The sequence below is a fragment of the Bacteriovorax sp. BAL6_X genome (assembly GCF_000443995.1).
Taxonomy (GTDB): Bacteria; Bdellovibrionota; Bacteriovoracia; order Bacteriovoracales; family Bacteriovoracaceae; genus Halobacteriovorax_A.
In genome coordinates this window covers 509573-525566 of sequence record NZ_AUMC01000003.1, presented here as the reverse complement: position 1 = coordinate 525566, position 15994 = coordinate 509573, and the positions used below count along the sequence as shown (strand labels likewise).

17 protein-coding genes and 1 riboswitch are annotated in these 15994 nt (G+C 36.5%); of the genes, 8 read left to right on the top strand and 9 right to left on the bottom strand.

What is annotated here, in order from left to right:
• The first annotated feature begins 31 nt into the window (after positions 1-31).
• Together M902_RS02630 and rlmN (M902_RS02625) are read left to right on the top strand one after the other, a co-directional pair.
• Positions 32-391, top strand: a complete 360-nt coding sequence (locus M902_RS02630) for a hypothetical protein (protein ID WP_021266200.1) — start codon at positions 32-34, stop codon at positions 389-391.
• Entirely contained in the window at positions 391-1428 is a 1038-nt protein-coding gene (gene rlmN / locus M902_RS02625) for a 23S rRNA (adenine(2503)-C(2))-methyltransferase RlmN (RefSeq protein WP_040313780.1), read from the top strand. The genes M902_RS02630 and rlmN (M902_RS02625) overlap by 1 nt, the downstream gene beginning before the upstream one ends.
• Here the strand turns inward: rlmN (M902_RS02625) and M902_RS02620 are convergent.
• A complete protein-coding gene (locus M902_RS02620) occupies positions 1423-1800 on the bottom strand; it encodes a thiol-disulfide oxidoreductase DCC family protein (RefSeq protein ID WP_021266306.1) in 378 nt (125 codons plus the stop codon). The genes rlmN (M902_RS02625) and M902_RS02620 overlap by 6 nt on opposite strands.
• Positions 1801-1922: 122 nt before the next feature.
• On the opposite strand from M902_RS02620, the gene M902_RS02615 reads away from it, so the two are divergent.
• Positions 1923-3176, top strand: a complete 1254-nt coding sequence (locus M902_RS02615; protein WP_021266288.1) for a hypothetical protein — start codon at positions 1923-1925, stop codon at positions 3174-3176.
• A gap of 52 nt (positions 3177-3228) precedes the next feature.
• On the opposite strand, the gene M902_RS02610 is transcribed toward M902_RS02615, so the two are convergent.
• On the bottom strand, positions 3229-4002 hold the full coding sequence (locus M902_RS02610) for a dienelactone hydrolase family protein (RefSeq protein ID WP_021265837.1): 774 nt from the start codon (positions 4000-4002) through the stop codon (positions 3229-3231).
• Positions 4003-4053: 51 nt separating this feature from the next.
• Between M902_RS02610 and rlmN (M902_RS02605) the strand changes: the two genes are divergently transcribed.
• Complete coding sequence (rlmN, locus tag M902_RS02605) at positions 4054-5094, top strand: 23S rRNA (adenine(2503)-C(2))-methyltransferase RlmN (RefSeq protein WP_021266430.1); 1041 nt, start codon at positions 4054-4056, stop codon at positions 5092-5094.
• Here the strand turns inward: rlmN (M902_RS02605) and M902_RS02600 are convergent.
• The 5 genes from M902_RS02600 to M902_RS02580 all read right to left on the bottom strand — a co-directional run bounded on the left by M902_RS02600 (position 5091) and on the right by M902_RS02580 (position 8852).
• Positions 5091-5933, bottom strand: coding sequence for a LysR family transcriptional regulator (locus tag M902_RS02600; RefSeq protein WP_021265724.1), 843 nt, complete (start codon positions 5931-5933; stop codon positions 5091-5093). The two genes, rlmN (M902_RS02605) and M902_RS02600, sit on opposite strands and share 4 nt — an antisense overlap.
• A gap of 7 nt (positions 5934-5940) precedes the next feature.
• Positions 5941-6975: an ATP-grasp domain-containing protein gene (locus tag M902_RS02595; protein ID WP_021265896.1), complete on the bottom strand. Its 1035-nt coding sequence runs from the start codon at positions 6973-6975 to the stop codon at positions 5941-5943.
• Positions 6972-7979 carry a putative zinc-binding metallopeptidase gene (locus M902_RS02590; RefSeq protein ID WP_021265811.1) on the bottom strand — a complete coding sequence of 336 codons (1008 nt, stop codon included), beginning with the start codon at positions 7977-7979 and terminating at the stop codon, positions 6972-6974. Before M902_RS02590 ends, M902_RS02595 begins: the two co-directional genes overlap by 4 nt.
• An 85-nt stretch (positions 7980-8064) precedes the next feature.
• A complete protein-coding gene (locus tag M902_RS02585) occupies positions 8065-8376 on the bottom strand; it encodes a winged helix-turn-helix domain-containing protein (RefSeq protein WP_021266496.1) in 312 nt (103 codons plus the stop codon).
• 149 nt (positions 8377-8525) lie between these two features.
• Complete coding sequence (locus M902_RS02580) at positions 8526-8852, bottom strand: winged helix-turn-helix domain-containing protein (RefSeq protein WP_021266424.1); 327 nt, start codon at positions 8850-8852, stop codon at positions 8526-8528.
• 131 nt (positions 8853-8983) lie between these two features.
• Between M902_RS02580 and M902_RS02575 the strand changes: the two genes are divergently transcribed.
• The 3 genes from M902_RS02575 (at position 8984) to M902_RS02565 (ending at position 12105) form a co-directional block, all read left to right on the top strand.
• Positions 8984-9568: a lipoprotein gene (locus M902_RS02575; protein ID WP_021266320.1), complete on the top strand. Its 585-nt coding sequence runs from the start codon at positions 8984-8986 to the stop codon at positions 9566-9568.
• 102 nt (positions 9569-9670) lie between these two features.
• The gene (locus tag M902_RS02570) at positions 9671-10177 is read left to right on the top strand and encodes a hypothetical protein (RefSeq protein WP_021266329.1); all 507 of its coding nucleotides are present in this window, start codon (positions 9671-9673) and stop codon (positions 10175-10177) included.
• A gap of 74 nt (positions 10178-10251) precedes the next feature.
• A riboswitch (adenosylcobalamin-variant (AdoCbl-variant) riboswitch) is annotated at positions 10252-10374 on the top strand.
• Positions 10330-12105 carry a TonB-dependent siderophore receptor gene (locus tag M902_RS02565; protein WP_021266454.1) on the top strand — a complete coding sequence of 592 codons (1776 nt, stop codon included), beginning with the start codon at positions 10330-10332 and terminating at the stop codon, positions 12103-12105. (Overlaps the previous riboswitch by 45 nt.)
• On the opposite strand, the gene M902_RS02560 is transcribed toward M902_RS02565, so the two are convergent.
• Positions 12087-13241 (bottom strand): sugar MFS transporter, encoded by a 1155-nt coding sequence (locus M902_RS02560; RefSeq protein ID WP_021266401.1) that lies wholly within the window; start codon positions 13239-13241, stop codon positions 12087-12089. The two genes, M902_RS02565 and M902_RS02560, sit on opposite strands and share 19 nt — an antisense overlap.
• 22 nt (positions 13242-13263) lie before the next feature.
• Positions 13264-15417: a UvrD-helicase domain-containing protein gene (locus M902_RS02555; RefSeq protein WP_021265901.1), complete on the bottom strand. Its 2154-nt coding sequence runs from the start codon at positions 15415-15417 to the stop codon at positions 13264-13266.
• An 83-nt stretch (positions 15418-15500) separates the two neighbouring features.
• On the opposite strand from M902_RS02555, the gene M902_RS02550 reads away from it, so the two are divergent.
• Positions 15501-15971, top strand: a complete 471-nt coding sequence (locus M902_RS02550) for a peptidylprolyl isomerase (protein WP_021266290.1) — start codon at positions 15501-15503, stop codon at positions 15969-15971.
• The last annotated feature ends 23 nt before the right edge of the window (positions 15972-15994 follow it).

Genomic DNA, 15994 nt, shown 5'->3' with positions numbered 1-15994 from the left:
GACCTAATCGAGCAAAGAAAAGGATGATGAAATGGAAAAATTTATTGATCAAATTATCAAGAATTTAAGCGCCAATGGCTTCCCTGAAAAGAAGGTATCTCTTCCTACTGAAAAGATGTATGAAGTTGCAGATAGTAAAGGCCTAAGCCTAAATAAGGTTCTCGAAGAACTAAGAGAAAAGAAAATGATCGACAGTGAAATTGGCCCAGAAAAAATCATTTTTACGATGAAGAAATTTGAAAATCAGCAAGATATGTATGCTAAGGCACAAGAGATGATGTCTCAAATGTCGCCAGAAGAGCTACAAAAAATGCAAGATATGTTACAGAATATGTCTCCAGAGCAGCGCGAGCAAATGATGGAGCAAGCAAAGAAAATGGGGATGATCTAATAGAGTCATTCTTTTCAACCCCACTTTCGAGTCTTGAAGACTTCATCACTGAGCATGGATTTACCGGAGTCCATGCTCAAACAATCTATACCCAAGTTTATAAGCATGGGGCAGTATCCTTTAAAGAGATTACTGGTCTACCTCAAAAACTCTACTCGCTATTAGAAGAAAAATATTCTTTTGACCTACTTGAAATCGCTAAGATTCAAGAATCAGTTGATGATAAGACTGTTAAGCTTTTATTTAAACTTAGTGATGGACGAACAGTGGAAACAGTCTGTGTTCCCTTTCAAAAGAAATATACACTTTGCCTTTCTTCTCAAGTTGGGTGTGCTATGAAATGCTCATTCTGTTTTACAGGAACGCAGGGGTTAACACGTTCGCTAGAGAAGAAAGAAATTATTCTTCAATATTTACAAGCTTATGCCTATATCAAAGAGAAGTTTCAAGGCCATCAAGCTGCTCCTAATATTGTCTTTATGGGACAAGGTGAGCCTCTCCATAATATAGATAATGTTGCGGATGCCATTGAAATCCTAAAGACAAAAGAAGGCATGGGATTAGGTCCAAGACAAATTACTCTTTCAACGGCCGGATACTTACCAGGCATAAAAAGATTCAGTGAGCTAGGAAGCGTTAACTTTGCTCTCAGCTTCCACTCTCCATTTAATGAAGAAAGAAATGAGCTCATACCACTTAATAAAGCCTACCCTATTGATAAATTAATAGATGAGCTTAAGACGATCAAGTTAATGAAGCGCCAATTCCTAACTTTTGAATACTTAATTATTCGCGACTTAAACCACACAAAGAAGCATGTGGAAGAAATTGGTCGACTCTTAAAAGGGATGCCCGTTATTTTTAATCTCATTCCATTTAATGAATTTCCAGGAGCTCCTTACAGGAGGCCAGAAATGGCGGCCGTCGAAGAATTTAAAAAAGGCCTAATAGAGCTCGGCTTTCACGCCATGGTTCGCACAACAAAGGGCGATGATATTTTAGCGGCCTGTGGACAATTGACATCACAAGACTCATAGAAAGCGACTTGCTAAATCCTTATCAGGAACTGGACAAGTCTCTAACTCCTTACCAAGTCTGTAGCGATTTTTCGCAACGACTTCATAGAGCCAGTCTCTTAGTGGCCTCGGAATTATTTTAAAAACCCTAAAATAGCGATGGCCTAATTCTACCATTACCGCAATCGCGGCATCTGACTTCGTTGAAACCTCACCATTTTGATAGAAAACAACTGTGGAGAGATTCTTAACAAAATCTTGTTGAAGATAATCTAGCGCTTTAGGGTCCTGCAGGTGACAGAATTTAACCCTCTTCTTGTGATCGATTCGATAAATAATCTTGACAAGGCCATTACATATTAAGCACTTACCGTCGATAAAGATAATATTCATACTATCTATTCTACACCATCTGACAAATTGTAAAAATTATATTTGCTGAGTTAGAACTACATTGTTCATATTTATTATGCTAGATTTTGCCAACTTTTACCCTATTATCGAGAGAGCAATCTATGAAGAAAATTCTACTTCTTGGTGTTAGTGCCATAACCCTTTTAAACCTAACTTCATGTGGTAACCGTTCAAGTATTTATGAGGACAAGGGGCCAACTATTAATAGCCAAGGACTAAAAGGTGACGCTATTGCATCAGAAGTTGCAGGAGCTAATTTCGTATGTGACCGTTTCTCAAGAGATGGTTGTATCGACCAAGTTTTATTAATGGGTAAACTTAATCGTGGAAAGCTTCAAACATGTGCGGCATTCTTTGTAGGCGATAACCTAATTGCAACAGCTAAGAAATGTCTTCCAAGTAGACAAAAAGATCAATCATACTCAGACTGGCTAGATTCAGCTTGTTCAGAAGTTGCTTTCAAAGACCTTAAAGGCTTTACATATACTTGCTCTTCAATTGAAAACCAAAAATATTCAGAAATTGTTCTTGTTTCGACAAAGCAGAAATCAAAAGTAGGATTCCTTGAAACAACTAACCAAGGTATCAACTTCGGTGGAGAGAATAAGATTTTTGAACTAACAAGTTTTAAAAAAGGGTATGAAGTTAACTACGCTGTTTCTGAAGGTAAATACACAAGAGCAAAGAAGAAGTGTAACGGTCTAACGGATTCACTACTAACTACAATTAACGGATCAAAAGATTCAAAGAACTTTGTTCTTTCTAACTGTGCAATCGACTGGAACTCAACGGGATCTCCGGTACTAGTTGATGGAAAAGTTGCAGGTATGCTACACGGAAAAATTGAAGGTGATGCGGACTTTGGAACTAAAGTAAGTGACAGAGATGGTGTTGCACTAGCTGAAAACTTTGCATGTCAGACAAAGTTCAATGCTAACACTCCAGCAGATTGTGGCCTTCACAAGACAGGTCATAAAATTGAAAAACTAAAAGAAACAATTAAGACAGCACTAGTTAACAATGGAACTGCTTTTGATGCTGACACTCAAGATATTACAATCTTTAGAAAAGATTCTAACCTAATGGTTCTTACTACAAATAAAGCAACAACTTGTGCAACAGAAGGTGAAAAAGGAAGCTTCCAAGCTTGTAAGGTAAACTTACCACTTAAGAACAAATTCCTAGCAACTCTTGATCTTGCAAATATCGCTCTTGATTGTGACAACGCCGTGACAACAAATTGGAAAACAATCAAAGTTGATGAGAAGTTGACAAGACAATTTAGCTTTGAAGATTATACGCTAGATGGTTACCATGCAGATAGATTTTGGGTAGAAGTTCCAGCTTGTGAATAAATAGTAAAAAGAAAAAATATATAAAGGCCGCTCAATTAGCGGCCTTTTTTATTTAAAGTGTATTTTGTAGAAACTCTCGCATTAAATCCCAAGACTCTTTATCAGCCTTTTCATTATAGGCCAAAGGAAGATTAAATTTCTTTCCATTCTCCGTTGCCTTTGGATTTGTGAAGGCATGAGTAGCACCTGGAAGGTTCACAAACCTCATTGGCAGTTGCGACCTTCTAATGACCTTTTTGAAATTGGTGATATCATCTTTAGTTACTAACGGATCATCGGCCCCATTAATAACCAAAAGCTTTGCTTTAGAGTTTTTCGTAACTTTTTTAATACCCGATAAAGACCCGTGGAATGAAACCACTCCTTTTAGGTCTGCGCCCTGAGTTGCGTTGAAGAGGACAACAGCACCACCAAAGCAGTATCCGATAGCACCAATGCGATCAGCATCGACACTTGGCTGATCTTTTAAAAGCTCTACGGCCTTATTAAATTTTGCTTTAAGAAGCGTAGGGTTCTTAAAGGCTTCAGATGAAAATTTCATTGCATCTTTTGGGTGATCTGCCGTTTTTCCATCTCCATACATATCTAGGGCAATAGCATTGTAACCAAGATCAGCAAGCTGGTCTGTACGCTTTCTCGCATAATCATTATGACCCCACCACTCGTGAACAACGACAACTCCTGGCTTCTTATTATCCTGATCTCCAGTTAGGGCCATATAACCTCGATAACTCTTATCCCCTACTTTGTAGTCAACATCCTTCGTTGTCACAGAAGAACAGCTTACAAAGCCCATCGCCATCAAAATTGGCAGTAAAATTCTCATTTTTCCTCCTAAAATATTGACTGCCACAACGCAATCAGATAATTATGCATTATGACAAAAACAAGCCTATATAATTTAACTTTAGAAAGTTTCCCATATGATGAAGCAAAAATCATGGGAAAGTGGGTCTATAAAAAGTTAAATTTTAATCCTGACACATGGGAAAATGCCCCACGCGTTGTTAGAGAAAAGGCAAAGGAATATGACCTATCGCTACTAAAGATTCTTTGGCAGGGCCTTTCCAAAGATGGAACGCGAAAATTTCTGCTTGGTTTAGATGATAAGAACTCAATTGAGGCAGTCCTTATTGAAAGTGAAAATGATAAGCGCCTAAGATCGACTCTGTGTATTTCGTCACAAGTCGGCTGTGCCATTGGTTGTACTTTTTGTCACACGGCCACTCAGGGGCTTACAAGACACCTACAAACATCTGAAATTGTCGGTCAGTACCTAACTGTCTCTAAATGGATGCAAGATAATGTCGACCCGAAGTATCAGATTTCAAATATTGTTTTTATGGGTCAAGGTGAACCACTTCATAACTTCGAAAATGTTAAGAAGGCCTGCTACCTTTTAACAGATCCTCTTGGAATCGCTCTAAGTAAACATAAGGTTACGATTTCCACTTCAGGACTTGTCCCGAAGATCAAGCAATGGGAAGAGCTACCTGACGTCAATGTGGCCATCTCTCTTCATGCTATTAGAAATAATCTACGCTCAGAGCTGATGCCAATTAATAAGCGCTACCAAGTTGATGACCTTCTTGAGGCCCTGAGATCAATTCCTGTTAAGAACTCTCGACGAATCATGTATGAGTACCTCTTAATTAAAGATCTTAATGATACTCAAGAAGATATTGATGGATTGATTGAAAACCTTCCTAAGAAGGAATCAAAGATTAATATTATTCCTTTTAATGAATACCCTGAAAGTAAATTTAAGCGCCCAAGTGATGAGCATATTGAATGGTTTCAAAGATCTCTACAAGCAGCAGGACTTACTTGTACCGTTAGAGAAACTAAAGGTGATGATATCTTAGCAGCTTGTGGCCAGTTAAAAACACAATACGAAAAGCTTAATTTGCCTTCTTAAATTAAAGAGTCTTTTACAATCTCTAAGATATCCTTAACTAATAAAGAATTCTTCATCTCGACACGATAAACCAATGAGATTTGATCTTTAACAATTGGAGAATCATTAATCGGAACAAGGTTCTTATAATTAGAGGCCACTCGACTTGGAAGAAGGCCTATCCCCACACCTTCGCTTGTAAGCTTTGCAATGACTTCCAAATTGTCACTTTCGATATGTCCATCAATTAAGATTGAATTATCTTTTAACTTTCTAAGTAAGTCCTGACTTTGGGCCAATTGAGGGTTATATATTAATTTATTATTCTCTCTCTTTGGACGATCTGATTCAAATAGCTTAACTTCATCAACTCCCATTTCATTAATAATTAAATCTGGATGCTTTATAGGATTAACTACAATACCAAAATCAGCTTCAAAATTGATTACCTTACCAGTAATCACGCGAGAAGAGTCGTGAATGAGCCTGAAATTTAAGCGCGGAAAATTTTTATAAATTAAAGGTAATACAATTGGGAGAGAGTAAATTGCAACAGAAGGGTGAATTCCAACTTTAAACTCACCAACAATATCTTCCCCCTCTTTATTGAAAATATTTTTAGCATCTTGCCAGTCTTGTAAAAGCTTATTAGCACGATGATGAAATTCTTCTCCAAACTTTGTAAGTTCAATACCACTTTTTAGACGAATAAAAACTGGCGCTCCAAGCTCTTCCTCTAGCCTCTTGATCGAATAACTTAGAGCTGGCTGAGTTAAACCTAGCTGCTCAGAAGCTCGTGTGACATTCTTTAACTCAGAAACCACAATAAAGTTCTTCAAATCATCTAATTTCAATGACATCTCACACCTACTTTATAATTTCACTTATGAGTTTCTTATAATCCAATCCAGCAAGTTTTGCGGCCATGGCAAACTCGTCTTTAGTGGCCACATTAGGATTCGGATTGGCCTCAATAATATAAGGTTCCCCCGCTGGACAAACTCTTAAGTCAACACGAGCATAACCTGTCAGCTCTAAAACCTTATAAGCTCTTTTACATATTTTTATAATTTTATCTTCCAACTCTTTTGAAATTAATGCCCGGCCAGTTTCGATCCCTTTTTCTTGACGATACTTCATGCTCCATTTTGCTTTTTCAGAGTAGAGCTGAGCGAGCGGATTTTCTATATTATTAAAAGAGAGTTCCAAAATCGGTAGTACCTTCAATCTCTTTGTTCCCATAACTCCAACAAAGAACTCACGTCCTTCAATAAATTCCTCAATGATCACATCTTCATCGTACTTATCCATGAGATAAATAATTCTTTCAATTGCCTTCTCCGGTGTTTTTACGATTGAAGCAGAACTAATTCCCAAAGAAGCATCTTGATAAAGACATTTTACAATAAGTGGAAATTTTAACTTCTTCGATATCTTTGTCACCTTGGCCTTAGATCGACTTGTAAAAACCTGAAACCCCGGAGTTTTAATTCGGTGATAAGAGAGAAGTTTTTTTGCCAGGGCCTTGTCTCTAGCAATCATCAATCCTCGTGGATTGGAGCCTGTGTACTTAACTTTTAGTAATTCTAAATATGAAACGACATTTTGATCTAATAGGACCTTGCCATCAAACTCTTCTAAAAGATTGAAAACAATATGTGGTCTGAATTCATCGATGGCCTCTCTTAGAGGTAAAAGATCAGAATAGACACCTACGACTTTAGTCTCATGGCCAAGTTCATTAAGTGTTGATATAACATTGAATTCTGTTATCCACGGCTTAAATTCAAATTCTTCTTTTTGCTTATCTTCTTTAGAAATATTTTCAGGAGGGATGAGATCCGAGTGAACAAGAACTAAGATTCTCTTCTTTTTTTTATTAATTTTTACTTTTTGGCTCACATGACTATCCTGTCACGCCCCTCTTTAAAATATTTATCAGCATGTGATAGAACAATCTCATGAATGATTTGAGGACCGCACTTTTCTGGAATCATAAGTTTCTTCTTATTTGATATACCTTCCAGATCATTTACAACAGATTCTATTTTATATTGATATTCTTTTGTCAGCAAGGAGATATCCCTCACGAGGTCCTTCCTCAAGCTACCTATGATTTTATCGAGTGCAATGCCGGTCGTTTCATTCTTACTAAGATATTGTTGAATATGTTGGATACTTCGTCGTGCCTGCGAAGTCTTGCGAAGCTTTCTTTTCTTTTTAAGTAGGTACTCTCTTACTGTTAATTCGCTTTCATCGATACTATCAACCTCTTTATAACAAACAACATTAGGCTTCTTATTGCTTAATGATTTCATCAAGTGATCGACATAATTTAACTTTTTAAGTGCTGGCCAACTCTCATAAATACGCTTCCAATTTGAACGCGGAGTAAGCCAAACTGAAAATGTCTCAGCAAAATCTTCTTCTGGGTGCGCTTGAGCATAATTGTCTTCGAGATGATAAACATACTTTTTAGAGAATTTTCTTGGCCCATATGAAGAAGGATAAGATCTATCGTGATCACCAAAGATATTTTTACGTTTCTTTTCGTCTTTTAGAAAATAGGCATTATCCATAACGTGGCCACATTCATGTCTCATAAGTTTCATAAACCAGTCATGGTCTTCACCTTCACACAATCCAGTAAATTCTTTTTCTAGCTCAATTAGTTTTGGATGCATTAGAGAGAAAGGTATAGCAATTCCAGAAATTGCTTCCGGACAGAACCACTCATCACTTAGCCAAACCTTTGGTCTGACAAGAAGCTTCTTAGCGTCTAACTCATGTACTAGCTGATCAAGACAATGTGCAAACTTACTTTTTTCAAAGCAAATATCAAGCTCCCATAATTGAGCATTGAGTATGTCTTCACGAGACGCATATTCTAAATTCAGTTTAATCATATCAATCTCTTCAAGGTAGAGGCGATTATAGCTCTAACTGAAAGAAATTAAAGAGATAATGAAGACCTATGAATTATTTATCGACTCATAAGTCGTTAATACAAACTTGGCCATTACGATTGATTTTGATCTTGAAATCAACGCCCTTAATCTTTGCCCGAATATGAGATAAGTGCGTATTGATAGTCTTATTTGTGACGACAACAGGGCCCCACGCTCCTAATACCAACTCCTCAAGAGTATAAATACGTTTTTGGCTAGAGATTAAAAAGCTTAAAACTTTATACTCAGTCTTTGTTAAAGAGATTTCTTCTTCATTGACAAAGACGGCCTTCGTGTTGGTGTTAATTCGTAAGTTACGAAATCCAATCCACTCATTTTGATAAACAAATGACATATTTTTTGACTCCTCACCCCTTAATGAACTAGGTTAAGTGGAAGCAAGATATTTCTCAAGTTGTAAAATCAATAAGTTACAAATCTTATCGCCGCTAACAAAAATAAGTTTATTTAGGCTAATGATTTCGACTATTTGACGTATTTATTTTAGAGGTCGTGCAAACAAACCTGATTATTTCGATTAATACGTATTCTAAAGTCAACACCTTTTGTTTTATGTCTTAGATGAGTAAGGTGAGTATTGACAGTTTTATTTGCTACTTCCACATCGCCCCAAATATATTCAACTAGTTGCTCACGTGGATAGATCCTTTTTCCACCACTTAGCAGAAAGTATAGAATTTTATATTCAGTCTTGGTTAATTCGACCTTGCGCTCATCAACAAATGCGACTCGCTTCTCTTGGTCGAGAGATAAATTTCGAAAGCTTAGCTGTTTTTCTACTTGGGCCTTGTCATTGTCAAAAGCGTGCATATTTATTCTCCTCTAAAGCTATACTTGAGAGAAGTTTATTCCATTGAACAAGTCCATGTTTTTGAGGTAAAAAAAGACACGTAAAAATATTCAGTTATTAATTATTATTAATCAAAAGATAAGAGTTATTCATGCAAAATAAGAAGGCACTCTTTTGGAGTGGAGGCTTAAGCTCTCTAAGTTGCTTAAAACATTTAATAAAAAACGGTTGTTCAAAGAATGAAATTATTCTCATTACCCTACTTTCAAAAGAGGCCAATGAAGTTGGTTACACGGGAATCCCTGAAGAAATTATTTCACTCCAAGCTAGATATATGGGAATGAAGCTTGTTAGGCTATATAACAATGAATTAAGTAATAAGGTCGTAATTAAACTAAAGGAACAAGGCTATCAATTCTATAGCGGCCAAAGAAATGAAAAATTCACCAAGCAATTGGCTATAGCAGATATCAATATTAATACTCCTTTTATGGGCCTAGCTTATACAGAATTCCTTGAAGACCAAAACAATCGTGCCATACTTACAAGTGTCGATCGTGAAGACCAACAACGTTTTCTCGGAAAAGAGCTTAGAGATATCGATATAGACTTTAATGAGATGGATATTGATACATTTGTTATCTTTGATCCCCTTATGCGAATTCGAATTCCGTTTTCAAAAAATATCATTGTGGAAAAGGATAATCATTTTATCTGTAAAATAAGAAATGTCTGATGCCGTAGCATCAAGATGAACTTTTAAGTTTCTTTAACATTAATTCCATACTTGCTTGCCCCTTCAACCATATAATCACAAGTGATCATATTTGGAGGTTGTATGAAGAATAAAAAGAAATTCTTATTTGTAGGTGCGCGAATTCTCATGGGAGCGACCTTACTCTTGGCCGGAGTCACACCAGGTCTTGGCCTGCTCACAGAATCTCAATTTACACCTGAAGCTTTGGCCTTTATCAATTCCCTACAGGATACTGGCTACCTGTACTACATGATTAAGGCCCTTGAAATTGTACTAGGAACGATGTTCTTACTTAATCTCTTCGTTCCACTAACGGCCGTAATAACTGCACCATTGGCCATTAACATTCTATTTTTTGAGCTATTTCTATGTAACTCGTATCTTATTGCACCAATTATCCTTATTGTGTGTGAGTTTATGGTATACCTCGAGCATAGAATATTATTTAATTGGCTCTTTAAGTACCAGATACACACCCATACCAACGATCTTGATGCCCCTGATATGATCATTCTTTCAGATTTGAAGGAGAAAGATCCTAAGGTGTATAAGAGTGTTGTCGATTCACAGTACTACCACAATATTTAATATTTTAACTTATCTCGGCCCACGATCTGTTTATTGACAGATAATGGGCTTCCTGTAACTATCTTTGCTATCAAATACAGCATAAAAGGTGAACTCTGTGAAATTCAGAGACTGTCCCGCAACGGTTAGAGTCCGAGCCCTTCAATATTTCTATGTCTCGGAGGAAGATCATAAAAACACTATTTTATTACGCCACTGCATTTCTACCACTAATATCAATCGCACAAATTACTATTAAGGCCACAAAGCTTGAGACAAGTTCTGAACGTGTAACTAGTGCCGTCACTATTATCACTCAAGAAGAGATAGAAAATAGTGATGCAACAACATTGCAACAACTACTACAAAGTAAGGCAAGTATCTTTATCGGCCAGACAGGCCAAATCGGTTCTGCTTCAAGCTTGCGACTTCGCGGTTTACCGACAGGCTTTTCAAAGGTACTCATTGATAATATCGAACTTACAGATCCAACTGATATCAATAACTCTTACCAAATTAATCATATCAACTTGGATAATATTGAAAGTATAGAGATCCTAAAAGGTAGTCAGTCGGTTCTTTACGGCTCTAATGCAATCGGTGGGGTGTTAAAAATCAATACTAAAAAAGGGATCAAGAGTTCAAGGGCCAGTGCTGAGTATGGTAGTTATAATACGGCCAAACTTGCGGCCCAAATGAGTGGGCATATGGAAAGATTAAGTTATGGAATTAATTTTTCATACCTACAATCTGATGGATACTCTTCAGTCAATGAGGACAGGCTAACAAATGCAGAAGCTGACTCTTATAAGAACCTTAGCTTCTCTTTGAATACAAGCTACCTCATAAGTAATCAGTTGGAATTAAACTACCAAGCTCAACTTATCGACTCAGAAATTGAAATTGATGGTTTCAATTTTGCGCCACCATTTAACCCAATTGATATAGTTGATAATGATTTAAATAAATATAATCAATACAATAACTTTCTTAGTCTTAATTATAATAGTGTAGATCAAAGGTTTACTCTAACTCCTAGTATTAGGTACTCTACAATCAGAAGAGAAGACCCTCAAGGTTTCACTCCTCTATTTAGGGGTGAAGAATTAGATATAAAACTCGATGCAACTTATGAATTTTCAAAGAACTTAAATTCATTCTATGGTGCTCAATACCTTAAGCAAGATGATCTTACTCTTGGTAACTATAGTGAGTTGTTCTCACTCTATACAACATTCAATTATGCATATAATAATTGGTTTTCTGATATTGGGCTACGCTTCGACAAATTTTCAACATTTAATTTTAATACTATTGCAAGCCTTGGAGTTGGATATAACTTCACAAGAGATTTATCACTTAAAGGACATTTATCAAGTGGTTACAAACTTCCTACGCTTTATCAAATCGCCAATCAACTTGAAATGCTTGACCCGACCGATAGTATCAATAGTGAACTAACTCTTTCGTATAAGAAAATTACTTATCAAGCAGAACTTACTGTATTCAATTATGAATTAAAGAATCAAATTGATTACGATACAATTAATATGGGTTACGTAAACATTGCAAAGTCACAAATCCAAGGAATCGAATTCAATTTTAATAAAGAATTCCAAAACTCTTTTGATGTTACAACTTCAGTTACAATTCAGAAGGCCACAAATAAAATAACTAATTCTGAACTAGCAAGAACACCAGAGGCACTGGCAAGCCTTGAGTTCCGCTATCAAATCAATGATAACCAAAGAATTACAAACTGGTGGCAATACGTAGGAAAACGAGAGGATTTTGGAACCATGCCTTCCTATGTGATTGGTAATATCAACTACGAATATCAAAACTTTAATTTTAAAATAATAAATATTCTCGATAAAGATTATGAGAATATTCGTTACTACGGAACAATGGCCCGTAGTTACTTCCTAGGCTACAAGCTAGATTTCTGATGATATTTCTTTACCATTGCAATTGCGATGGTAAAGAAAATTATTGAACCTATATTTAAAATATAAAAGAAATTAATCGCATTCTTTGCACCGTAGTTGTCAGCAATAGCACCAAAGATAAAGTGCATAATCGCGATACTTACACCGATATAACTCATGGTTTGAGCAAGAACGACATGGTTCTTCTTTGGAAAGTTATTTGAAACCCAATCAACAATAACAGGGAAACAAAAAGACATAAATAAAGCGGTCATCGGATAAAATATATGATGAACTTGTCCTAAACTAAAACAAATTAGGCTTGTGATCAGTGAAATGTAAATCAAATGATTCGATAATAATTTGATATTTAAGAAGGCAAACCCTAATCTTCCTAACATTAAGAACAGAAAGAAGTAAGATAAGTAATTATTAGCGAGAATATCTGAATACTCATGGGCCTCCACCAAATAAAATTTTAGTCGCGACGAAAGCATAATCTCAGAAGCAACATAGAAGCCTGCAAATAGGCCAATCATGAGATTCATAAAGAAAGCATAAGGCATTGATCCATGATTTTCTTTTATCTCTTCATGGTGTGTATCATCCACAAAGAAAGAATAGATAAAAACTAAAGCACATGGAATGAGTAAGAACTTAAAGAAGTGAATCCAATCTGAATTTAAAAAGTAAAAGAGAGAAAGAATTTGAGGCGCCATTAATGAGGCCACTCCGTAGACCCCGTGGAGTCCTGATAAGTAGCGCCTCTTATGCTCGGCCGGCGCTCCATTATCAACCATGAAATTCATTGTAATTCCAGTAATCCCAAAGCCAAATCCGGCCCAGGCACCAAAGAATAAACTCAAGTCAAAGTTGAGAAAGTCTCCACCAAGCCCAATTCCAAACGTCCCTATTCCCATCATGACCATCGCCATACGAGTTGCCTTTACCGGACCAAAACTTGGTAACCAAAAAGACGTAGTCAAATAAGCAATAAAAGAAGTGATCGACATTAAGGAAAAGATTAACGATCCCTTATCCGGTCTGATTTGAAAATATTGCAAAAGCTCAGGATAGACACTTCCGCGTCCATTATCAATAAGACTTAATGCCACAAGTGACAGATAGCCTAGCGAGACATAACCAAAATTTTTCAAATCAACTTCCTTCTAATTCAAATTAAGCAATGAGTGTCTTATCTTTGAATAGAATCCAAAGTTGGTGAATTGCTCTTGTCGCAGCAAGATGTAGCCTTTTTCTTGCTGTATTATTTGCAGGATAAAGGTCCTTATCGCAGTCAGGAATTATAACGTAATCAAATTCAAGACCTCTAATTTGCTCAACAGTTGTCACATCAACACCTGGCCTTAGAGAAAAATTCTCGTCAAGAACCAGTCGAATACTTCCAACTTCTTCAATTTCAGAATATAGCTCTCTTGCAATACTCTCTTTTGAACAAATAATTGCAATTGATGCTTTTGGCTCACGATTCATTAACTCAACCAACGCGCTACTAATTAGCATCGAAGCATGTTCAAGGTGTTGAACCGACGTTTCAATAATTGGTCCACCATCTCTCTTCGACTCTGGCAGCTCTTTTGGCGCCAGTGGCCCAAGGACCTTGTGAGCAAAAGAAACAATTTCTTTTGGAGAACGATATGAAACATTAAGTTCTTCAACTTGCATATCATCCACATCAAGTTCAAGTGTATGACAAACATCATGCCATGAAGTGAACTCAAATGTGCTATCAATCTGTTGAACACTATCACCTGCAATTGTGAAGTTACCGTCTTGATGTTTAATTTGCCCTAACATAACAAGCTCTGACTTCGACAATTCTTGGGCCTCATCTAAGAAGATATGGCGATAAGACTTAAACTCACGGCCAAAGTATTTAAGATGACCAAATTGTTTAACAATTAAATAATTAAATAATGGAAGATCATACTTATCGACAAAACCTGAAAGGTCTTGCCCATGATTGGCGTAATCAGAGTCTTTATCAAGGCCTTGAATTTGTTTCGCCGTATAGAATTTTAAGTCATTTAACATGTGAGTCGTTACCATACGATTTGTCATCTCTGGTAGTTTCTCCATAAGCTTTGAATCAGAGAAGATATTTAATAGCTCCTCTCTTACATTCTTGAAGCCATTTAAGATCTTCTTCACTTCAACTTTTAAAAGCGGATCACGTGTATTCTCATAAAGATTCTTCACGCGTACGTATAGAGGACGTGTACGATTCTTTGTAAAAAACTCTAGATCTGTTCCTTTAAGTTTCTTTTCAATACTCAATTCTTTTGCAGCTAGATATTCATCCACTAACTCTAGAAGTTTTGGATTTCTTTTAATTGTTGCAATTGAATCGAGTGGATTGTCTTCAATCTTCTTAGGAACCGAGCGCATATTTTGAAAGACAATCTTTTTAATTAGATCATCAAGTGTTGAAACTCGAACTTTCTCAAGTTGTGATTCAACTAAAAGCTTTTTTGACAATTTCACAAGACCATTATTTGGTACGATAACCATGACCTCTTCTTGGCGAATGCCATCTTCACGACAAAGCTTTGCAATACGATAAAGAGCAACTGTCGTCTTCCCAGAACCGGCCCCACCAGTGATAAGAAGAGGTTTCTTTGCACTTTGGTTAACAAGGTCATACTGAGTTTTATCTAGTAGAGAGATAACTTCAGGGCCATCAAAGCCTGTTCGGCCACTACCAAGACTTTGATTAGCACTTCCTTCACCACCTGCAAGTTTTTGCGCTGATTCATTAAGGGAAATCCATTCACCTTCTCTAAGTACATTAGTATTACCTTCTCGGTCAATTCTAACCAATTGTTTTTCTCTAACTGTTAAAATTGATTTCTCTAATATATGGCCTTCAATAATTCGATCATCTAAATCGAAGTCAAAGTCATCACCTTCTCCGTATTGGTAAAAGATACGTGCCATAGGAGACTTCTTCCAGTCGATGATTTTAAACTTTAATTCCTTATGTGAAAAAGGAGTGTGGCCAATGAGAAAATCCTTAAGTTTACCATTTTGTTTTATTTTAAAATGACCAAAGAATGGAGATTCAGCATTAGGTAAACTTTGGTGTTGTTCATAGCGATCAGCGAGTTGATTAAGAAGGTTCATTTGCTGGATAATTCCAGGCAGATCATCTTCTTTACAGTTAAGAGACTCATCTCTTAAGGCCTTTATATTAGCTGCAATATCGGCCAATGCTGCAGCATTCAAATCGGGAACTCTATCAATTAAATCAACGGTTTGCGTAAGAAAATCATTAATCTTTTGAATATATTTTTGATTTACTAATTCACTCATTCTTTATTTGCCTTTAATCATCTAGCTTGTTAGTGTTGAACTTTATTTACTATATTAATAATCAACAATTAGAGGGCCCTATTATGCCAAAAGTTATCGGATTTCACTACACATTAACGAACTCAAAGAACGAAGTTTTAGACAATTCTGCTGAACATGGTCCACTAGTTTTCTTAGAAGGTGTTGGTCAAATCATTCCAGGTCTAGAAAAAGAGATCGTCGCAATGAATATTGGTGATAAAAAAGTTATCAATGTACCAGCTGCTGACGCGTACGGTAACAAAAATGATGAATTAGTAATCACTGTTCAACGCTCACAATTTCCAGAAGATGCACAATTAAATATCGGTGACGTATTTCAAGTTAACCAAGATCAAGGTCTTCCTCCATTTGCAGTAATTGCAATTGAAGGCGATGAAGTTACTTTAGATGGTAACCACCCTCTTGCAGGTGAAGATCTTAACTTTGATATCGAAATTACTGAAGTTAGAGAAGCGACTGAAACAGAAGTTGCTCATGGTCACCCACATGGTGAAGGCGGATGTGGTCACTAATTAATCTTTACCTTTTTTAAGTT

Bases quoted from the DNA above. Each gene is read 5' to 3' on its own strand.
- M902_RS02630 (WP_021266200.1), top strand. From the start codon at position 32: ATGGAAAAATTTATTGATCAAATTATCAAGAATTTAAGCGCCAATGGC.
- M902_RS02620 (WP_021266306.1), bottom strand. From the start codon at position 1,800: ATGAATATTATCTTTATCGACGGTAAGTGCTTAATATGTAATGGCCTT.
- M902_RS02615 (WP_021266288.1), top strand. From the start codon at position 1,923: ATGAAGAAAATTCTACTTCTTGGTGTTAGTGCCATAACCCTTTTAAAC.
- M902_RS02610 (WP_021265837.1), bottom strand. From the start codon at position 4,002: ATGAGAATTTTACTGCCAATTTTGATGGCGATGGGCTTTGTAAGCTGT.
- rlmN (WP_021266430.1), top strand. From the start codon at position 4,054: ATGACAAAAACAAGCCTATATAATTTAACTTTAGAAAGTTTCCCATAT.
- M902_RS02600 (WP_021265724.1), bottom strand. From the start codon at position 5,933: ATGTCATTGAAATTAGATGATTTGAAGAACTTTATTGTGGTTTCTGAG.
- M902_RS02590 (WP_021265811.1), bottom strand. From the start codon at position 7,979: ATGATTAAACTGAATTTAGAATATGCGTCTCGTGAAGACATACTCAAT.
- M902_RS02585 (WP_021266496.1), bottom strand. From the start codon at position 8,376: ATGTCATTTGTTTATCAAAATGAGTGGATTGGATTTCGTAACTTACGA.
- M902_RS02580 (WP_021266424.1), bottom strand. From the start codon at position 8,852: ATGCACGCTTTTGACAATGACAAGGCCCAAGTAGAAAAACAGCTAAGC.
- M902_RS02575 (WP_021266320.1), top strand. From the start codon at position 8,984: ATGCAAAATAAGAAGGCACTCTTTTGGAGTGGAGGCTTAAGCTCTCTA.
- M902_RS02570 (WP_021266329.1), top strand. From the start codon at position 9,671: ATGAAGAATAAAAAGAAATTCTTATTTGTAGGTGCGCGAATTCTCATG.
- M902_RS02565 (WP_021266454.1), top strand. From the start codon at position 10,330: ATGTCTCGGAGGAAGATCATAAAAACACTATTTTATTACGCCACTGCA.
- M902_RS02555 (WP_021265901.1), bottom strand. From the start codon at position 15,417: ATGAGTGAATTAGTAAATCAAAAATATATTCAAAAGATTAATGATTTT.
- M902_RS02550 (WP_021266290.1), top strand. From the start codon at position 15,501: ATGCCAAAAGTTATCGGATTTCACTACACATTAACGAACTCAAAGAAC.